The organism is Pasteurella multocida, assembly GCF_900187275.1.
In the GTDB taxonomy this organism is placed as follows: Bacteria; Pseudomonadota; Gammaproteobacteria; order Enterobacterales; family Pasteurellaceae; genus Pasteurella; species Pasteurella multocida.
Genome location: NZ_LT906458.1, coordinates 1166374 through 1183292, shown reverse-complemented (window position 1 = coordinate 1183292; position 16919 = coordinate 1166374). Strand labels below are relative to the sequence as shown.

Sequence of the window (16919 nt, the reverse complement as noted above, 5' to 3'; positions counted from 1 at the left end):
TACTTTTTAACTATTAATCTTTTTTATGCTTTAAACGCATTTAAACGGTTGGTGGCTTTAGTAATGCCATCTTTAATCAGAATATCTACACAACTTGTGGCTTCATCTAAAGCTTTGTCAATCAGTTGCCAATCGGTAGGTGACGGTTTATTTAACACATACGCTGAAACCAAATTTTTATCACCAGGATGTCCAATGCCAACTCTTAAGCGATAGAAGTTTTTATTGTTGCCTAATTGCGCGATAGTATCACGCAAACCGTTGTGTCCACCATGTCCGCCACCTTGTTTAATTTTTGCTACACCCGGTGGTAAATCTAATTCATCATGAATGACTAAAATCTCTTCTGGTTTGATGCGATAGAAATTTGCCAAGCTACTGATGGCTTTACCACTCAAATTCATAAAGGTCGTTGGTACGAGAAAGCGGATTTCATTGCCGTTGATGATGGTGCGTGCCGTTTTGCCTGAAAATTTGCTCTCGGGCGTTAAACTAAAATGAAATTGGCGCGCTAAACGATTGATTAACCATTCTCCCGCATTGTGGCGGGTATCGGCATATTTATCGCCCGGATTACCCAAACCAACAATTAACTTTATTTCAGACATTGATCTTCTTCCAACAGTCAAAATAGTGCGCTATTGTAGCGGAAAATAGCGCAACTCTCAATTTTGAAACACAGATTTTCTCCATTCTTGCCTTATTTTGACCGCACTTTTCCGCTATAATATGTAGAATTTTTTTCAATCAAGAATAAAACCTCATGCCAACAATTAATCAAAGTGCATTAGTGCCTTATAGTGCTGCACAAATGTATCAATTAGTGAATAATTATGAACGTTATCCTGAATTTGTACCGGGCTGTGTGAATGGGCGTACCTTGACCCAAAATGGTCATGAATTAACGGCGGAACTGGTGATTTCAAAAGCGGGCATTCGCCAGCAATTTACGACTCGCAATCAAATGGTTGAGAACCGTTCGATCAAAATGCAATTGGTGGAAGGTCCCTTTCGTTTTTTGCAAGGGGAATGGCAATTTGATGAATTAGACGAGTGTTGCTGTAAGATTGCCTTGAAATTAGAATTTGAGTTTTCTAATCCCTTGATCGCGATGGCATTTGGGCAGATCTTTACCCATTTAACCAGCAAGATGATTGACGCATTCAAGCAACGCGCAAGAGAGGTATATCATGGCGCAAATTAAGATTGAAATCGCGTATGCTTATCCTGAACGTTACTATTTAAAAAAACTCACGGTAGAAGAAGGGACGATGATTCAAACCGCGATTTTGCAATCGGGCATTTTGCAACAATTTACCGAAATTGATTTGCGGGAAAACAAGGTGGGTATTTTTAGTCGCCCAGCAAAATTAACCGATCAACTCAAAGATGGCGATCGTATCGAGATTTACCGCCCGTTGTTAGCTGATCCAAAAGAAATTCGCCGTAAACGTGCAGAGCAGCAAGCGGCACAAGCCAAGAAAAAATAAACCGATCCTTTGGGTTTTACCGCAAAGATCATACCGAACAGAAAGAGAGCATGATGAAATTTTGTTTACCTGAACACATTACCCCCGAGATTTTTTTACGTGATTATTGGCAAAAACAACCGTTATTGATTCGCAATGGCTTACCTGAAATTGTCGGGATGTTTGAACCGGATGATATTATTGAGCTCGCTCAACAAGAAGACGTGACCTCTCGTTTAATTAAACAATTTTCCGAAGACAATTGGCAATTAGCACGCAGTCCATTAACAGCAAAAGATTTTAAAAATTTGCCAGCACAATGGTCTGTATTAGTACAAAATTTAGAACAATGGTCGCCAGAATTAGGGCAATTATGGCACGCCTTTGGTTTTATTCCTCAATGGCAACGGGATGACATTATGGTGTCTTATGCACCAGCAGGCGGTTCAGTCGGTCGACATTATGATGAATATGATGTGTTTTTGGTGCAAGGCTATGGACATCGCCGTTGGCAATTAGGTAAATGGTGCGATCCAAGCACCGAATTTAAAACCAATCAGCCAATTCGTATTTTTGATGATATGGGTGAGCTCATTTTAGATGAAGTGATGGCACCAGGCGATATTTTGTATGTCCCTTCTCGCTTATCTCATTATGGTGTCGCACAAGATGATTGTTTAACCTTTTCTTTTGGTTTGCGTTATCCGAATGTTGCCGATTTATTCGACAACATCAATAAAGGCATGTGCCAAGCGTTGCCAGAGATTGATTTGACGGAATTGAATATTCCACTGCGTTTAAGTCCAGCAACGCAAGCGACAGGTAAGCTGGATCCTGTGATGGTGGAAAATATGAAACAGCAGTTTTTCGCCAAATTAGCAAATTCTGCACAATTTGATCGTTTATTCCAACACGCCGTTGCTACCACTGTGAGCAGCAGACGTTATGAGTTACTTGAAACAGAAGGCTATTGTGATTTAGATGAAGTGCGGTCGATTTTAGCAGAAAATGGCACAATTGTGCAGGATAATAACTGCAAATTACTTTATCTTGAAAATCCATTGCGCGTTTATGCGAACGGTGAATGGCTTGATGAACTGAATGAGATTGAAGCACAGGTGTTAAAAGCACTAGCAGACGGTCAACAACTCGATTTTGCTTTTTTAACTCAGTTATGTGCGCAAGCTGACGATCCCGATAGCACTTTGGATTTATTGCTTGATTCCTTATGTAACTGGCTGGATGATGGCTGGGTATTGCTGGAATAACCGCGTATTTTTCATTTTAGGGGATCTTGTTCGCGGTTGGGCAAGATAACCGATCACAAATCATTACAAAGGCTATCACCATGTCTGAACACATTTACTCAGTTTCACAATTAAATCAAACTGTACGGGTTATGCTAGAAAATCAGCTAGGACAAGTTTGGTTGACGGGTGAAATTTCTAATTTCACACAACCTGTTTCGGGGCATTGGTACTTAACCTTAAAAGATGAAAATGCACAGGTGCGTTGCGCGATGTTTCGTATGAAAAATATGCGCGTGAGTTTCCGTCCACAAAATGGCATGCAAGTGCTGGTGCGCGCCAGTGTCAGTTTATATGAACCTCGTGGCGATTATCAGTTGATTATCGAAAGCATGCACCCAGCAGGTGAAGGCTTATTGCAGCAGCAATTTGAAGCATTGAAAATGCAGCTAGCAGCAGAAGGTTTATTTGCTCAACATTTGAAAAAAAGCTTACCACCATTTTGTAAAAGTGTCGGTATTGTGACATCACAAACCGGGGCCGCATTACAGGATATTTTGCAGATTTTGCGTCGTCGTGATCCGAGCTTACAGGTCGTGATTTATCCTACAGCTGTACAAGGTAAAGAGGCGAGTGCGGAAATTGTACAAATGATTGAACTGGCAAATCGTCGTCAGGAAGTAGATGTCTTGATTGTGGGGCGTGGTGGTGGCTCATTAGAAGATTTGTGGTGTTTTAATGAAGAAATGGTGGCCAGGGCAATTTTCCATTCTCAACTCCCGATTATTAGTGCGGTAGGGCATGAAACCGATGTGACGATTGCGGATTTTGTGGCTGATTTACGTGCCCCTACGCCGTCAGCGGCAGCCGAACTCGTTAGCCGAGATCAGCAGGCCTTATTACAGCAACTTGTTTATCAACGTCAACGTCTAGAGATGGCGTTAGATCGTTTATTTAAACAAAAAGACGATAGATTACAGCGTTTACGCTTGCGCTTGCATAACCAGCATCCACAAAGACAACTTTCGGCTCAGAAACAGTTAATGCAACAACTGACACATCGTTTAGATTGGTCAATGCATGCAGTATTACAACAAAAACAGGCGCAACTTCGTGTATTGTGGGCAAGGGTTGAGAAAAATCCCTTACCATTTACGTTGCAGAAACAAAAACAGGATTTGGCACAACTTAAAGTCCGTTTAGATGTAGCTTGGAAACGAGAGCTCACCTTCAAACACCATCAATTCGCCGCTTTATGTACGAAATTAGATAGCATAAGCCCACTCAAAGTCTTCGCAAGAGGCTATTCGATTGCACAAAATGCGCAAGGTATGGCAATTACACAACTTAAGCAGGTTAGTGTGGGGGAACCTGTGATCACGCGCTTGACGGACGGCGAAATTGTTAGCCAAGTAACGGATTTAAGACCGCGAAGTTAGCTTATTGTGTATTCGCTTTTTTATGTTTTGCTAAGGATTTATGCTGAATTTGCACGTTTTTCCCCTTAGCTTGGAAATATTCCCCTAACTGTTCGGTGATATAGACAGAACGGTGTTTCCCTCCTGTACAGCCAATCGCAATTGTCAGATAGCTACGGTTATTTTGTTCTAACATAGGTAACCAGGTTTCAATATAATTGCGTGTTAAATAAATAAAGTGATTGACTTCATTTTGTTTATTTAAGAACTCGGCAACAGGCGCATCTAAGCCAGTGAGTGGGCGTAATTCGGGAATCCAATGTGGATTAGGCAAAAAACGTACATCGAAGACATAATCGGCATCTAAGGGTAAACCATATTTAAAGCCGAAAGATTGAAAAATAATTTTTAAGGCTTTATCTGATTTTTCACATAAAAAATCACGTAATCGCTCGGCTAATTCATGGGTGGAAAGACGAGTGGTGTCAATAATTAAATCCGCATGTTGTGTGAGCGGGTCTAAATATTTTCTTTCTGCATCAATCGCAGCTTCCAAGGAAAGATCTTGAGTGGACAACGGATGTAAACGCCGCGAGTCACTGTAGCGACGAATAAGCGTGCCTCTGTCAGCATCCAAAAAAATCAATTTGATTTGGTGTTGCTGTTGTACTTCGGTAAGGAGATTTTCTAACGTTTTTGAGGAGTGAGGTAAATTACGAATATCTAGACTAATCGCAACGGATTGCTGATTCGTCGAAAGAATCGAGGCTAATTGGGGGAGTAAGTCTAAGGGCAAATTATCAACACAATAATAGCCAATGTCCTCTAAACAACGGAGAGCAACGGACTTGCCCGCACCAGAGTGCCCACTAATAATGATAATTTCCATACGCTTTTCCCCCTTTAAGCGGAAACAGATTATTCTGTTTCTTTTGTTGTTTCTGCTGAGGCTTTTGTTACGTTTTCCTGTGTATTCAATTGATCCACATTTTCAAAAATTTGCCAGATTTCATCCACATTTTGTGCATTACGTAATTGTTTACACAAGGTTTTATCTGAAAACTTTTCGGCAATTTCTGGTAATGCGCTGATATAGCGTTCACACAGTTGTTCGGGTACTAAAATCGCCAAGATTAAATCCACATCACGATGATCGGCAGACTCGTAGTCCACGGGTGAATCTAAATGAATAAACACCGCCAGTGGTTGATTGCCTTCTGGGATTCTCGCTTTAGGCATGGCAATCCCGTTGCCTAAGCCTGAGTTCCCCATCTTTTCACGGCTTAATAAACACTCAAAACAAAGTTGTTCTGCGTTTTCTAATTGAATTTGATCTGCGATCACTTGTGTGATGATTTCAAATAAACGTTTTTTACTTGAGCAAATCAGCCCTTGACGAATATTTTCAGGTTTGAGTAATTCTGTAAATTTAATCATAACTAGAGTTTAAATTCTTCACCTAAGTAAACACGTTTCACTTGTTCATTATTTAGAATTTGCTCAGGTGTGCCAGTGGCAATCATTTTTCCCGCGCTCACGATATAAGCACGTTCACAAACATCTAAGGTTTCTCTGACATTGTGATCGGTAATTAAAACGCCTAAGCCACGATCGCGTAAATCCATGATGATCTTTTTAATATCGATCACGGAAATCGGATCAACACCAGCAAAAGGTTCATCAAGTAGGATAAATTTGGGATTGGCGGCTAGAGCACGTGCAATCTCAACACGGCGACGTTCTCCGCCGGAGAGGGATTGACCTAAGTTATGGCGAATATGATCAATGTTAAATTCATTAATCAGTTCATCCGCTCTTTCTCGACGTTGTTCTGGCGTCAAATCTTTACGTATTTCTAACACCGCCATTAAATTATCATAGACACTTAAACGACGAAAAATGGAGGCTTCTTGAGGTAAATAACCGATACCACGTTGTGCCCGATTATGCATAGGTAATAGACTAATATCTTCATCATCAATGCGAATTTTACCTTGATCGTGCTGGACTAAACCGACCACCATATAGAATGTCGTTGTTTTTCCCGCGCCGTTCGGACCGAGTAAGCCCACGATTTCATTGGAGTTAACGGTGAGACTCACATCAGAAACGACTTGGCGACTTTTGTAGCTTTTTGCTAAATGTTCAGCATAAAGAATTGACATAGAAAACCTTATTTCTTTTTCTCGTTTAATTGAGTAGGAATTAAAACCGTTCTGACTCGAGAACCCTGCGTGCTGTTAGCGTTTAATTGTTGTTTATTGACATCATAAGTAATCACGTCACTGTTGATTTTACTGTCTAATTGCTTGAGTTCTGCATTACCGGTTAAGGTTAAAAATTCCTGAGTGAGATCATAATGGACCTGATTGGCATGCCCTTCTACAGGTTTCCCATCATCAAGTTTTTGGTAAAACGTCACCGGCTTACCAAAGGCTTCGATGGTGTCTTTTTTACCAGAATTTTCAGGGGGGCGAGTGATGATCACTTTACTGGCTTTAATGAGGATAGAGCCTTGTGTAATAACCACATTATCCGTGAAGGTTACCACGCTGTTGTCCATGTCTAAAGATTGGTTATCGGAAACCACATTAATCGGTTGCTTTGTATCGCTTTTCAAAGCGAAAGCAGGTAATGCGGTGGCGAATAATGTCGTGAAAATGACAATGTTATTTATTGATTTCATAGTATGTATTTACCTGCTCTTTTAAAGTCGCGATTTGTTGTTGTAAGTTACCGGTGAGTTTTAAACCCGTAGAATGAAAATGTTGACCATAAATTTTCACGGCGTGTTCCGAGCTAATATCTTGCGTAGATAAATTGATGACCGCACTTTCTGTTTCAACGCGCTGTAAACGAGAAGGGCTTAACAGGCTTTCCACAACAACATTCCCTTCTAAATACAGCATATTTTCTTTCGTTAATATGGCTTTGTTCGCACTGGCTTTCCAATTTTCTTTATTGGAAAGTTGATTTTCTGTTTCTAATTCAAATAAATACACTTCTGGCTTTTGAAAGTGCGTTTGACCTGAAAGGGCAAAATGTTCAACGGAATCCGACATCGCAACATAGTGCTTTTTCCCTGTTGGTGAGAATACCGTGGTTTTCATTTTTTGTCCGACATATTCGGGACTATCAGGCTTTTTGATTAAGGTATTTAGACTCGGTTCACCTTGATTAAGTGAATAAAACCAAGCCAGTAAAGCCAATGCAAGCCCTGCTAAAATTATATTCCAACGAATATTCATAAAACCTATTTCAAGTCATTAAAGTGAGTTATTAAATGGCAATCATAGCATAATTTTAATAAAACCAATAAAAGTGCGGTAGGATTTCAGAAAATTTTTCCTTAAGGGAGATTGCTTTTATGTTAGAGTCACAGATAGATAACTTTTCTCTCGGCAACATTTGACATTCAGATAGAATTGATAGAATATCCCACTTTGTTTTTGAGAGCCTACTTTTAGGAAAATATCTTATGAATAATCCCTTAATTGAAGTGAAGCATCTCACTTTTAAACGAGGCGAGCGAACGATTTATGACAACCTGAATTTGCGGGTTGAAAAAGGGAAAATTACGGCCATTATGGGCCCCTCCGGGATTGGCAAAACAACCTTGTTAAAGCTAATTGGGGGACAGCTACAACCTGAAAAAGGTGAAATTTGGTTTGATGGAAAAGATATTTGTCAATTATCGAATGCTGAACTTTATCAAGTGCGTCAGAAAATGGGCATGCTCTTTCAATCAGGCGCCCTTTTTACTGATATCTCCACATTTGATAATGTCGCATTCCCCATTCGTGAACATACCCGTTTACCTGAAAGCCTTATCCGTAAAATCGTACTTATGAAACTTGAATCTGTCGGCTTGCGCGGCGCGGCTGAGTTAATGCCTTCTGAATTATCTGGTGGGATGGCAAGACGTGCGGCGTTAGCACGTGCTATTGCACTGGATCCTGAGTTAATCATGTTTGATGAACCGTTTGCTGGGCAAGATCCAATTAGCATGGGGGTGATTTTAAGTTTAATTAAACGCTTGAATGAAGCACTCAATTTGACCTCTATTGTGGTTTCCCATGATGTTCAGGAAGTATTAAGTATTGCTGATTATGCTTATATTATTGCGGATAAACGCGTGATTGCAGAAGGGATATCCTCTCAATTGTTACAAAGTCAAGATCCGCAAGTACGTCAATTCTTAGACGGCGAAGCCGATGGGCCGGTACGTTTTCATTTCCCCGCGGAAGATTATGTGGAGGCGCTTTTTAAATGATCCAGTTTATTTCAGAGTTAGGTCATCACGCGATCAGTTCATGTCGTGCCATTGGGCGTGCGGGCTTTATGTTATTTGGGGCTTTAATTGGTAAACCGCAATGGCGCAAGCATACTCCGTTATTAATTAAGCAACTGCATGTGCTCGGCGTGCAATCATTATTGATTATCATGTTGTCAGGGCTTTTCATTGGCATGGTATTGGGATTACAAGGATATGTTGTGTTAGTGGATTTTTCCGCGGAAACCAGTTTAGGTCAACTCGTCGCGTTATCCTTACTACGTGAATTAGGACCAGTAGTCACGGCTCTTCTTTTTGCGGGGCGTGCCGGTTCTGCACTGACGGCAGAAATTGGCTTAATGAAAGCGACAGAACAATTATCCAGTTTAGAGATGATGGCGGTGGATCCCCTCCGTCGTGTTATTGCTCCGCGCTTTTGGGCGGGCGTGATCGCGATGCCGATTTTAGCGATTATTTTTACCGCTATTGGCATTTGGGGTGGTTCATTAGTCGGGGTTGACTGGAAAGGTGTTGACGCGGGGAGTTTTTGGTCGGTGATGCAAAATGCGGTGACATGGGAAAAAGATTTGCTTAATGGCTTTATCAAGAGCCTGTGTTTCGCTATCGCTGTAGTATGGATTGCGTTATTTAACGGTTATGACTGTATTCCGACTTCGGAAGGGATTAGTAAAGCGACCACAAGAACGGTGGTCCATGCCTCATTGGTTGTGTTGGGATTAGATTTTGTATTAACGGCACTGATGTTTGGTGCGAGTGTATAGGTGAGCGCTTGAATGCGTTGGATGTAAAGGAAATTTTATGCGACAAACAAGAATTTATGAATTTTGGGTAGGTTTGTTTTTATTATTGGGCATGGCAGCTTTAGTCTTTTTAGGTTTGAAGGTGGCAAATATACAGGGCTTTAGCGAAACAAAATCTTATAAAATTCATGCAACTTTTGACAATATTGGTGGACTAAAAGTCCGTGCACCTTTAAAAGTCGGTGGTGTTGTCATTGGACGCGTGGCAGATATTACTCTGGATGCAAAAAGTTATTTACCCATTGTGACGGTCGCGATTGATGAACGTTATAATGAAATTCCAGAAACAAGTTCATTATCAATTAAAACCTCAGGTTTATTAGGTGAACAATATATTGCCTTAAGTATCGGTTTTGACGATGGTGAAGTCGCGATGTGGAAAGAGGGTGACAAGGTTGTTGACACAAAATCAGCCTTAGTGCTTGAGGATTTAGTCGGTCAATTCTTATATGGTGATCGTAATAAAAACGATCGCCAAGAAGAGGGTGAACCAAAAGCGCAGTAGCGTATGATAAGAAATTTAGGAATGTAATTGAGTAGGAGAATGTTATGTTAACCATGTTGAAAAAAATGCTAGCAAAAATGGTCGTGATAGCGACCGCACTTGTTTCTATGCATGCCTTTGCTGCGGATACCCCCTATGATTTAACGGTCGAAGTGTCGGATAAATTATTTAAAAATATCACTAGCAATCAAGCGAAAATTAAGCAAGATCCGAATTATTTAAAAACGATTGTACGTGCAGAACTGATGCCTTATGTACATGTGAAATATGCCGGTTCAAAAGTGTTAGGGAAAAATTTTAAAACCACTACACCAGAACAAAGAGAAAAATTCTTTACGGCGTTTGAGCAATATATCGAGCAAACTTATGCTCAAGTCCTTACCCTGTATTCTGATCAAAAATTAGAAATTGAAAAACCGAAAACGGATGCAACAGAGAAAACCGCCAGTATTCGTGTGAAAGTGATTCAAACAGGTAATCAGCCGCCAGTAAATTTAACGTTCTACTGGTACAAAAACAGTAAAACAGGCAAATGGCAAGTCTTTGATATGAGTGCAGAAGGCGTGAGTATGGTAGAAACCAAAGAAAAAGAATGGTCGCCAACGATTGTAAAAAGTGGTCTTGATGCACTGACAGAACAAGTGGAAAAAGCGGCTAAAACACCAGTCAGCTTAAATAAGTAATCGCATGAAAATGGATAAAAGTTTAACTTGGGCAAGCGAACAAAATAATGATAAGATAACGCTCCGATTAGCCGGAGAGTTATCTCGTGACACGTTGCTACCGCTATGGTCGCAGCGTGCTTCTTTTTTGCCTGAAGAAAAGAGCCAGGTACAAACCTTATACTGGGATTTGACAGATGTCGCGAGAGTCGATTCGGCAGGATTTGCTTTATTGTGTGATTTTATTAGGCATTGCCAGAAAGTGATGAAGCAAGAGACAAGTATTATTTTACATAATGCACCGCGCCAATTATTGACATTGGCGGATTTATTTGGGCTATCTGACTGGATAGCAACATTTGTTCAATCCGACGGAAATGATAAATGGAAACGCAAGAAATAGAACGAATTTTAAAAGACGCCTTAAAGCTAGATGAAGTGTATGTACAAGGCGAAAATGCACACTATGGTGTAATTGCTGTGAGCGATGAATTTGCGGGTTTATCGAGAGTAAAGCAACAACAATTAATTTATGCCCCATTAATGGCACATATTTCAAGTAATGCAATTCATGCATTAACAATTAAAACCTATACAGTTGAAAAATGGAAGCGTGAACGCTTACTCAATCAGCCGTCTTGAAATAAAAGATAGGATATTTTATGCAAAAATTTCGTGTGTACGGTCAGTCACGTTTAAGAGGTTCTGTGAATATTTCAGGGGCAAAGAATGCCGCGTTGCCTATTTTATTTGCAGCGATTTTAGCGCAAGAGCCAGTTAAATTGACCAATGTACCAGAATTAAAAGATATTGAAACCACCTTAAAAATTCTGCGCAAACTCGGTGTCGTTGTTGAACGTGATGCTGAAGGGGCGGTGCACTTAGATGCGTCAAAAATTGATCACTTCGTTGCACCTTATGAACTGGTTAAAACCATGCGTGCGTCAATTTGGGCATTAGCCCCGTTAGTGGCGCGTTTTCATCGTGGTCAAGTGTCTTTACCGGGAGGCTGTTCTATTGGTGCTCGTCCAGTGGATCTACATATCAGTGGTTTAGAACGTTTAGGGGCAAGCATCATTTTAGAAGATGGCTATGTAAAAGCCTATGTTGATCACTGTTTAGTCGGTACTCGTATTGTGATGGAAAAAGTGAGTGTGGGCGCAACGTTATCTATTATGATGGCGGCAACACTGGCCAAAGGGAAAACCATCATTGAGAATGCTGCACGTGAACCGGAAATTACGGATACAGCACTGTTTTTGAATAAAATGGGGGCTAAAATTGTAGGGGCTGGTACTGATACTATTACCGTGGAAGGCGTTGAGCGTTTAGGTGGTTGTGAGCATAGCATTGTGCCTGATCGCATTGAAACAGGGACTTTCTTAGTGGCTGCCGCCATTTCAGGTGGACGCATTGAATGTAAAAATACCAAAGCAGATACTTTGGATGCGGTAATTGATAAATTACGTGAGGCAGGAGCCCAAGTGGATGTGACAGAAAACAGCATTACTTTGGATATGCTGGGTAATCGACCACGAGCTGTCAATATTCGTACTGCACCTTATCCCGGTTTTCCAACGGATATGCAAGCACAATTTACTTTATTAAACATGGTGGCATGTGGTACCAGTATCATTACTGAAACCATTTTTGAAAATCGCTTTATGCATATCCCAGAGCTTATTCGTATGGGGGGCAAAGCTGAAATTGAAGGCAATACAGCGATTTGCCATGGTGTTGATCATTTAAGTGGCGCTGAAGTGATGGCAACGGATTTACGGGCTTCTATCAGTTTAGTTCTGGCTGGATGTATTGCTACCGGTGAAACCATTGTCGATCGTATTTATCACATTGATCGTGGCTACGAGCGAATCGAAGAAAAACTGCGTGGCTTAGGCGCACGTATCGAACGTTTTTCAGCACAAAGTGAAGAAAGTTAAGCCATGGCTTAATAAGAAAAAGAAAGGGAAATCAGTGATTTCCCTTTTTACATTTAACAAAGAGTGCCGACAATACTACGCGTTTCTTCTTTCACGTCCAAGAGTTGCACCTGAATGATATCTCCTAATTTATATTTCACTTCACCTTGAATAGACAGAGTAAGCGTATCCGTATTGACTTGAATCGCTTCCTTATTGTCGTGAATTAAGGAGGCAGGGATAAACATCGGTGCACCATTAGCAAGCAGTTGCACACGTAATCCCCCTCGCATCACATCTTGAATTTCCGCTTGGAATGTTGGTTTTTGTTCCACTTGTGTTGCCAGATAACGACAATAAAGCCAATCTGCAATATCACGCTCTACTAAACGGTTTTGACGACGCGCTTCTTGCAAACGTACGAACAGGTCATCTTGCGGTTTCTCACAAGTTTGTTGGGTTAACACAGCTTTAATTAAGCGATGATTGACTATATCGGAATATTTACGAATCGGGGATGTCCAGGTCGCATAACCCGATAAGCCTAAACCAAAGTGCGGTGCGATTTCAGATTTAAATTCAGCAAATGTTAAGAAACGACGTAAACGCAATTCGAGATAGTCACTATTTAATAACTCAATATCATGGCGCATTTGGCAATAGCCCGCTAATGTTGTTAAATTCGCTACAGAATAACGTGTTGCTAAGACGGCTTGGTTTGTTTCATCACTTAACTGATTTAATAAAAATTGATGTGCACTCTCTAGGTATTTTTTATCAAAACCAGAATGCGTATTAAAAATACCACACTTAGCATGTTCATCGAGATAGTGTGCAGCACAAATGTTGGCGAGGATCATACATTCCTCTACCATTTGATTCGCAATGCGACGATATTGTGCTTGAATGGCTTGTACGCTGCCATTCTCCGCTAAGATAAACGAATAGTCTGGCTTTTCTTTAAATAACAAAGCATGTTGTTTACGCCACTCGATGCGTGCTTGACTAAATTGATGAAGCCATTGGATTTGTTGTGCGATTTGTGGATTTTCAGGCTGCCATGCATCAAGACAATTTTCTAAATAATCAGAGACGTGATCATAGGCTAATTTCGCTTTGGATTGTACATAAGCGGAAACAAAGCGCGGTTTTTCAGTGATATTACCGGTTAAATCGGTTTCGATATAGCAGACCAACGCCGGACGAATTTCGTCTTGCATTAAAGAACAACGTTCATCAGACAATTCCGGTGGTAACATTGGAATGTTGAAGCCCGGTAGATAATTGGTAAAACACCGTTGTCTGGCTTCTTGTTCAATTTGTGAATCAAGCGGGATATAAGCAGTTGGATCGGCAACGGCGACCACTAAACGCCAACCAATCTGTTCCTCCGCTTGATGAATAGGCTCAAGGTAAAGCGCATCATCCATGTCCAACGTCGTTTCCGCATCAATGGTGATAAAATGCAATGCGGTCAAATCTTCACGTGTATGTTGATCTATCATTGGATAATCTGCACAACCTTGCACAGGATAACGCGATTGTCCATGACGTGCTAGCGTGACCCACCAAGGCGCGAGTTCATCTTCTGCACGGCAAATAAATTGCTGAATTTGAGCGAAAAAGAATCTGTCATCACGTAATGGGTGTGTTTTTAAAGTAGCAACGACCCAATCCCCTTCTTGTAACGTTTCTGTTATTGATTTATCTTGGGCGGCACCAATGGCTTGATTGATTTGTGGATGATCGACGAGCACTTGTAATTTTTTATCTTTATTGAAACGCACACGCGCGATAAAGCGTGTGAGCATTGGCTCAATTAAGGCATCGGGTTCGGCTTGTTCTTTTTCACCAACGACTTCAATTAGGGCTTTGATTTTGTCACCATGCATGACTTTCTTCATTGCAGCAGGGGGAATAAAGTAACTTTTTTTATCACACTCAAGAAAACCAAAGGCTTTATCTGAACCTTTTACGATACCTTCGACCTGTTGTTTGCTGTCTCGGATTTGTTGTTTTAATTGTGAAAGGAGGGGATTATTTTGGAACATTGAGGCTATCCATAAAAAATGAAAGCGGACTGATGTCCGCTCTTATATAACATGTAAAACTTATTCGAGTTCACCCATAGCTACGATGCTGAAACCGGCATCAACATGGACCACTTCACCTGTGATACCGGCACTTAAATCTGAGCATAAGAAAGCTGCAGAGTTACCGACATCTTCAATCGTCACAGTACGGCGTAATGGTGCGGTTTGTTCGAAGTTTGCGAGCATTTTCTTGAAGTTTTTAATACCAGAGGCGGCAAGTGTACGAATTGGTCCTGCAGAGATTGCATTTACGCGGATACCGTCTTTACCTAATGCTGCTGCCATAAAACGCGTATTAGCTTCTAATGAGGCTTTGGCTAGGCCCATCACGTTATAGTTAGGAATTGCACGTTCTGCCCCTAAGTAGGAAAGTGTTAAAAGGGCTGAGTTCGGATTCAACATGCCACGCGCGGCTTTTGCCATCGCAACAAAGCTATATGAACTCACATCGTGTGCAATACGGAAACCTTCGCGGTTTACTGCATCCACATAATCACCGTCTAATTGGTCGCCCGGCGCAAAAGCGATAGAATGAACAAAACCATCAAATTTTTCCCAGTGTTTAGCTAATTCAGCAAAGCATTGTTCGATACTTTCATCCGTGCCCACATCACAAGGAATCACAATATCAGAACCTAATTCTTTAGCAAATTCTTCTACACGCCCTTTTAATTTATCATTTTGATACGTGAAAGCGAGTTCTGCCCCTTCACGTTTCATTGCTTGTGCGATACCGTAAGCAATAGAACGATTACTTGCCACACCGGCAATTAAAATACGTTTGTTTGTTAAGAAACCCATAATCAATACCTTTTCGTATGTTAAAAATTCTGGCTAGTATAAGGGAAAATGTGAATAAATACAAAGCGGACCTTATATCCTATTTTCTTAAGCAGGATTATCAATATCTTTAAATTCCACCTCAAGATCATAGTGCTGACTGAGCCATTCGCCTAAGGCTTTTATGCCATAGCGTTCTGTGGCATGGTGACCTGCTGCAAAAAAATGAATACCTTGTTCACGGGCAGAGTGGATAGTTTGCTCCGACACTTCACCACTAATGAAGGCATCAACACCTTGGTTGGCTGCTAAATCAATATAACTCTGTCCTCCTCCCGTACAAATACCCACTGTACGAATAAGGTGCGGCGCATTGTCGCTGCATACTAGAGGTTTACGTTTTAGCACTTGCTCAATTCGGGCAGCAAAGGCATCGCTGGTTAACGGTGTTTTTAAGGTACCATAAACGGGAATACTTACCGTACCTTGTTCTAAGGGCTGTAAATCCTCAATCTCTAGTAGGGCAGCAAGACGAGCGTTGTTACCTAATTCAGGGTGAACATCTAATGGTAAGTGATAACCATATAAATTGATGTCATTGACTAAGAGTGTTTTGATACGTTTCCCTTTCATACCACGAATACAAGGGTTTTCACTTTTCCAAAAATAGCCATGATGAACCAAAATCGCATCGGCGTTTTGACTAACGGCATACTCAATTAAAGCTTGACTTGCGGTAACCCCTGTAATGATTTTTTTGATGTCCTTTTTTCCTTCCACTTGTAGACCATTTGGGGCGTAATCAGAGATGGCTTGGGAGTTGAGTTTGTGATTTAAAATCTGTTCAAGTTCAAGGGCGTTCATAGGTCTTTCTCATGATGAATAAGGGAAATTGAATGCGGATCATGGTAAAGGATTTAGGCGAGAATAAGAAGAAAAAAATGGCTAATGCGAACATCTTTTTCAAGATTGTGGGGGAAGAATCGCATTAGCCAAGCGTATTTACTACTTCAAATTAAAAACAAGCCCATTGTATACTTTATTATATAATGGTCAACTACTAAAAAGAGGTAAATGCAAATAAAGTAAATAAATTGACAATTATTCAATCCCAATGAGTTTATGGGTTTGAATGCTAAGCTGCCATTTAGGCTTGTTAACACGCTGATTTAAGCGCCCTATTTGTGTGATTGTTTCAAGCAAATTCATTTCACCATTTACTTCACAAGGCGAGAGGTAATAATGATCTGCTCGGATCTGTTGTTCAATTTGCTCACAAAATGCGATGACATTTTCATCTGCCACAATGCGTACCTCATGGGCAAAAGGAATACATTTCTGTTGATATTTATGTTGATACAAACGTTTTGGACTGGTAGCAATGTAATCAATTTGGTTTGGAATACTTTTTAACCCATTGGTTTCGATTGCTAAAAAGTAGCCTTCGGCTTTTAGCGCATCAAGTAACACGCCAATTTTGGGCACGATAGTAGGTTCACCGCCAGTGATAATAATATTTTTTGCTGAAAACGACCGCACTTTTTGTACAATTTTGCTGAGTGTCCAAGTCGTATATTGATTGTAAGGCGTATCGCACCAAGGACAGGCTAAATTACATTTACCAAAACGCACAAAAATGCTTGGCATCCCTGTATTAAAGCCTTCCCCTTGTAAGCTTTCAAAGATCTCCACAATAGCGTATTCAGGCTCGAAAATTTCTTGAATTTGCACC

21 protein-coding genes are annotated in these 16919 nt (G+C 40.8%); 11 read left to right on the top strand and 10 right to left on the bottom strand.

The features are described from left to right. Positions 1–23: 23 nt before the first annotated feature. Positions 24–608 (bottom strand): aminoacyl-tRNA hydrolase, encoded by a 585-nt coding sequence (pth, locus tag CKV69_RS05455; protein WP_014326248.1) that lies wholly within the window; start codon positions 606–608, stop codon positions 24–26. Between the two features lie 155 nt (positions 609–763). On the opposite strand from pth, the gene CKV69_RS05450 reads away from it, so the two are divergent. The 4 genes from CKV69_RS05450 (at position 764) to xseA (ending at position 4155) form a co-directional block, all read left to right on the top strand. After that, entirely contained in the window at positions 764–1204 is a 441-nt protein-coding gene (locus tag CKV69_RS05450) for a type II toxin-antitoxin system RatA family toxin (protein ID WP_005723398.1), read from the top strand. After that, a complete protein-coding gene (locus CKV69_RS05445) occupies positions 1191–1490 on the top strand; it encodes an RnfH family protein (RefSeq protein ID WP_005720534.1) in 300 nt (99 codons plus the stop codon). The genes CKV69_RS05450 and CKV69_RS05445 overlap by 14 nt, the downstream gene beginning before the upstream one ends. A gap of 53 nt (positions 1491–1543) precedes the next feature. Continuing rightward, positions 1544–2737 (top strand): ribosomal protein uL16 3-hydroxylase, encoded by a 1194-nt coding sequence (locus CKV69_RS05440; protein ID WP_016504272.1) that lies wholly within the window; start codon positions 1544–1546, stop codon positions 2735–2737. Positions 2738–2817: 80 nt separating this feature from the next. After that, positions 2818–4155 (top strand): exodeoxyribonuclease VII large subunit, encoded by a 1338-nt coding sequence (xseA, locus tag CKV69_RS05435; RefSeq protein ID WP_016532961.1) that lies wholly within the window; start codon positions 2818–2820, stop codon positions 4153–4155. Position 4156: 1 nt separating this feature from the next. Here the strand turns inward: xseA and rapZ are convergent, their stop codons facing one another. The 5 genes from rapZ to lptC are packed head-to-tail and all read right to left on the bottom strand — an operon-like array spanning position 4157 to position 7382. Further along, positions 4157–5023, bottom strand: a complete 867-nt coding sequence (gene rapZ, locus CKV69_RS05430) for an RNase adapter RapZ (protein WP_005753478.1) — start codon at positions 5021–5023, stop codon at positions 4157–4159. 29 nt (positions 5024–5052) lie between these two features. Then, the gene (ptsN, locus tag CKV69_RS05425; RefSeq protein ID WP_005751136.1) at positions 5053–5571 is read right to left on the bottom strand and encodes a PTS IIA-like nitrogen regulatory protein PtsN; all 519 of its coding nucleotides are present in this window, start codon (positions 5569–5571) and stop codon (positions 5053–5055) included. A 2-nt stretch (positions 5572–5573) separates the two neighbouring features. Continuing rightward, entirely contained in the window at positions 5574–6299 is a 726-nt protein-coding gene (lptB, locus tag CKV69_RS05420; RefSeq protein WP_005720541.1) for an LPS export ABC transporter ATP-binding protein, read from the bottom strand. Positions 6300–6307: 8 nt separating this feature from the next. Continuing rightward, positions 6308–6820 carry a lipopolysaccharide transport periplasmic protein LptA gene (lptA, locus tag CKV69_RS05415; RefSeq protein ID WP_005720543.1) on the bottom strand — a complete coding sequence of 171 codons (513 nt, stop codon included), beginning with the start codon at positions 6818–6820 and terminating at the stop codon, positions 6308–6310. Next, on the bottom strand, positions 6804–7382 hold the full coding sequence (lptC, locus tag CKV69_RS05410) for an LPS export ABC transporter periplasmic protein LptC (RefSeq protein ID WP_005720545.1): 579 nt from the start codon (positions 7380–7382) through the stop codon (positions 6804–6806). The genes lptA and lptC overlap by 17 nt, the downstream gene beginning before the upstream one ends. A 230-nt stretch (positions 7383–7612) precedes the next feature. Between lptC and mlaF the strand changes: the two genes are divergently transcribed. The 7 genes from mlaF to murA are packed head-to-tail and all read left to right on the top strand — an operon-like array spanning position 7613 to position 12335. After that, the gene (gene mlaF / locus CKV69_RS05405; RefSeq protein ID WP_014326245.1) at positions 7613–8407 is read left to right on the top strand and encodes a phospholipid ABC transporter ATP-binding protein MlaF; all 795 of its coding nucleotides are present in this window, start codon (positions 7613–7615) and stop codon (positions 8405–8407) included. Then, the gene (gene mlaE / locus CKV69_RS05400; RefSeq protein WP_005753485.1) at positions 8404–9189 is read left to right on the top strand and encodes a lipid asymmetry maintenance ABC transporter permease subunit MlaE; all 786 of its coding nucleotides are present in this window, start codon (positions 8404–8406) and stop codon (positions 9187–9189) included. Before mlaF ends, mlaE begins: the two co-directional genes overlap by 4 nt. A gap of 37 nt (positions 9190–9226) precedes the next feature. Further along, positions 9227–9733 (top strand): outer membrane lipid asymmetry maintenance protein MlaD, encoded by a 507-nt coding sequence (gene mlaD / locus CKV69_RS05395; protein ID WP_005720550.1) that lies wholly within the window; start codon positions 9227–9229, stop codon positions 9731–9733. A gap of 44 nt (positions 9734–9777) precedes the next feature. Continuing rightward, positions 9778–10416, top strand: coding sequence for a phospholipid-binding protein MlaC (mlaC, locus tag CKV69_RS05390; RefSeq protein ID WP_005720552.1), 639 nt, complete (start codon positions 9778–9780; stop codon positions 10414–10416). Between the two features lie 4 nt (positions 10417–10420). Then, positions 10421–10798, top strand: a complete 378-nt coding sequence (locus CKV69_RS05385) for an STAS domain-containing protein (RefSeq protein WP_014326243.1) — start codon at positions 10421–10423, stop codon at positions 10796–10798. Further along, positions 10780–11037 carry a BolA family protein gene (locus tag CKV69_RS05380; RefSeq protein ID WP_005723418.1) on the top strand — a complete coding sequence of 86 codons (258 nt, stop codon included), beginning with the start codon at positions 10780–10782 and terminating at the stop codon, positions 11035–11037. Before CKV69_RS05385 ends, CKV69_RS05380 begins: the two co-directional genes overlap by 19 nt. A 20-nt stretch (positions 11038–11057) precedes the next feature. After that, entirely contained in the window at positions 11058–12335 is a 1278-nt protein-coding gene (gene murA / locus CKV69_RS05375) for a UDP-N-acetylglucosamine 1-carboxyvinyltransferase (RefSeq protein ID WP_005723419.1), read from the top strand. A 53-nt stretch (positions 12336–12388) separates the two neighbouring features. Here the strand turns inward: murA and rnb are convergent, their stop codons facing one another. From rnb to CKV69_RS05355, 4 genes are all read right to left on the bottom strand, one after another. Further along, positions 12389–14365 carry an exoribonuclease II gene (gene rnb / locus CKV69_RS05370; protein WP_014326241.1) on the bottom strand — a complete coding sequence of 659 codons (1977 nt, stop codon included), beginning with the start codon at positions 14363–14365 and terminating at the stop codon, positions 12389–12391. Between the two features lie 60 nt (positions 14366–14425). Beyond that, positions 14426–15208, bottom strand: a complete 783-nt coding sequence (gene fabI, locus CKV69_RS05365; protein ID WP_005753491.1) for an enoyl-ACP reductase FabI — start codon at positions 15206–15208, stop codon at positions 14426–14428. Between the two features lie 87 nt (positions 15209–15295). Further along, a complete protein-coding gene (locus tag CKV69_RS05360) occupies positions 15296–16051 on the bottom strand; it encodes a Nif3-like dinuclear metal center hexameric protein (RefSeq protein ID WP_005720561.1) in 756 nt (251 codons plus the stop codon). A gap of 237 nt (positions 16052–16288) precedes the next feature. Further along, positions 16289–16918: a 7-carboxy-7-deazaguanine synthase QueE gene (locus tag CKV69_RS05355; protein WP_005720566.1), complete on the bottom strand. Its 630-nt coding sequence runs from the start codon at positions 16916–16918 to the stop codon at positions 16289–16291. Position 16919 lies beyond the last annotated feature (1 nt).

What these genes read in the sequence shown, in the direction of transcription:
- xseA (WP_016532961.1), top strand. Translation starts at nt 2,818, where the DNA reads ATGTCTGAACACATTTACTCAGTTTCACAATTAAATCAAACTGTACGG.
- rnb (WP_014326241.1), bottom strand. Translation starts at nt 14,365, where the DNA reads ATGTTCCAAAATAATCCCCTCCTTTCACAATTAAAACAACAAATCCGA.
- CKV69_RS05440 (WP_016504272.1), top strand. Translation starts at nt 1,544, where the DNA reads ATGAAATTTTGTTTACCTGAACACATTACCCCCGAGATTTTTTTACGT.
- lptB (WP_005720541.1), bottom strand. Translation starts at nt 6,299, where the DNA reads ATGTCAATTCTTTATGCTGAACATTTAGCAAAAAGCTACAAAAGTCGC.
- CKV69_RS05380 (WP_005723418.1), top strand. Translation starts at nt 10,780, where the DNA reads ATGGAAACGCAAGAAATAGAACGAATTTTAAAAGACGCCTTAAAGCTA.
- lptC (WP_005720545.1), bottom strand. Translation starts at nt 7,382, where the DNA reads ATGAATATTCGTTGGAATATAATTTTAGCAGGGCTTGCATTGGCTTTA.
- lptA (WP_005720543.1), bottom strand. Translation starts at nt 6,820, where the DNA reads ATGAAATCAATAAATAACATTGTCATTTTCACGACATTATTCGCCACC.
- CKV69_RS05450 (WP_005723398.1), top strand. Translation starts at nt 764, where the DNA reads ATGCCAACAATTAATCAAAGTGCATTAGTGCCTTATAGTGCTGCACAA.
- fabI (WP_005753491.1), bottom strand. Translation starts at nt 15,208, where the DNA reads ATGGGTTTCTTAACAAACAAACGTATTTTAATTGCCGGTGTGGCAAGT.
- mlaE (WP_005753485.1), top strand. Translation starts at nt 8,404, where the DNA reads ATGATCCAGTTTATTTCAGAGTTAGGTCATCACGCGATCAGTTCATGT.
- rapZ (WP_005753478.1), bottom strand. Translation starts at nt 5,023, where the DNA reads ATGGAAATTATCATTATTAGTGGGCACTCTGGTGCGGGCAAGTCCGTT.
- ptsN (WP_005751136.1), bottom strand. Translation starts at nt 5,571, where the DNA reads ATGATTAAATTTACAGAATTACTCAAACCTGAAAATATTCGTCAAGGG.
- CKV69_RS05445 (WP_005720534.1), top strand. Translation starts at nt 1,191, where the DNA reads ATGGCGCAAATTAAGATTGAAATCGCGTATGCTTATCCTGAACGTTAC.
- CKV69_RS05360 (WP_005720561.1), bottom strand. Translation starts at nt 16,051, where the DNA reads ATGAACGCCCTTGAACTTGAACAGATTTTAAATCACAAACTCAACTCC.
- mlaD (WP_005720550.1), top strand. Translation starts at nt 9,227, where the DNA reads ATGCGACAAACAAGAATTTATGAATTTTGGGTAGGTTTGTTTTTATTA.
- mlaC (WP_005720552.1), top strand. Translation starts at nt 9,778, where the DNA reads ATGTTAACCATGTTGAAAAAAATGCTAGCAAAAATGGTCGTGATAGCG.
- pth (WP_014326248.1), bottom strand. Translation starts at nt 608, where the DNA reads ATGTCTGAAATAAAGTTAATTGTTGGTTTGGGTAATCCGGGCGATAAA.
- CKV69_RS05385 (WP_014326243.1), top strand. Translation starts at nt 10,421, where the DNA reads ATGAAAATGGATAAAAGTTTAACTTGGGCAAGCGAACAAAATAATGAT.
- murA (WP_005723419.1), top strand. Translation starts at nt 11,058, where the DNA reads ATGCAAAAATTTCGTGTGTACGGTCAGTCACGTTTAAGAGGTTCTGTG.
- mlaF (WP_014326245.1), top strand. Translation starts at nt 7,613, where the DNA reads ATGAATAATCCCTTAATTGAAGTGAAGCATCTCACTTTTAAACGAGGC.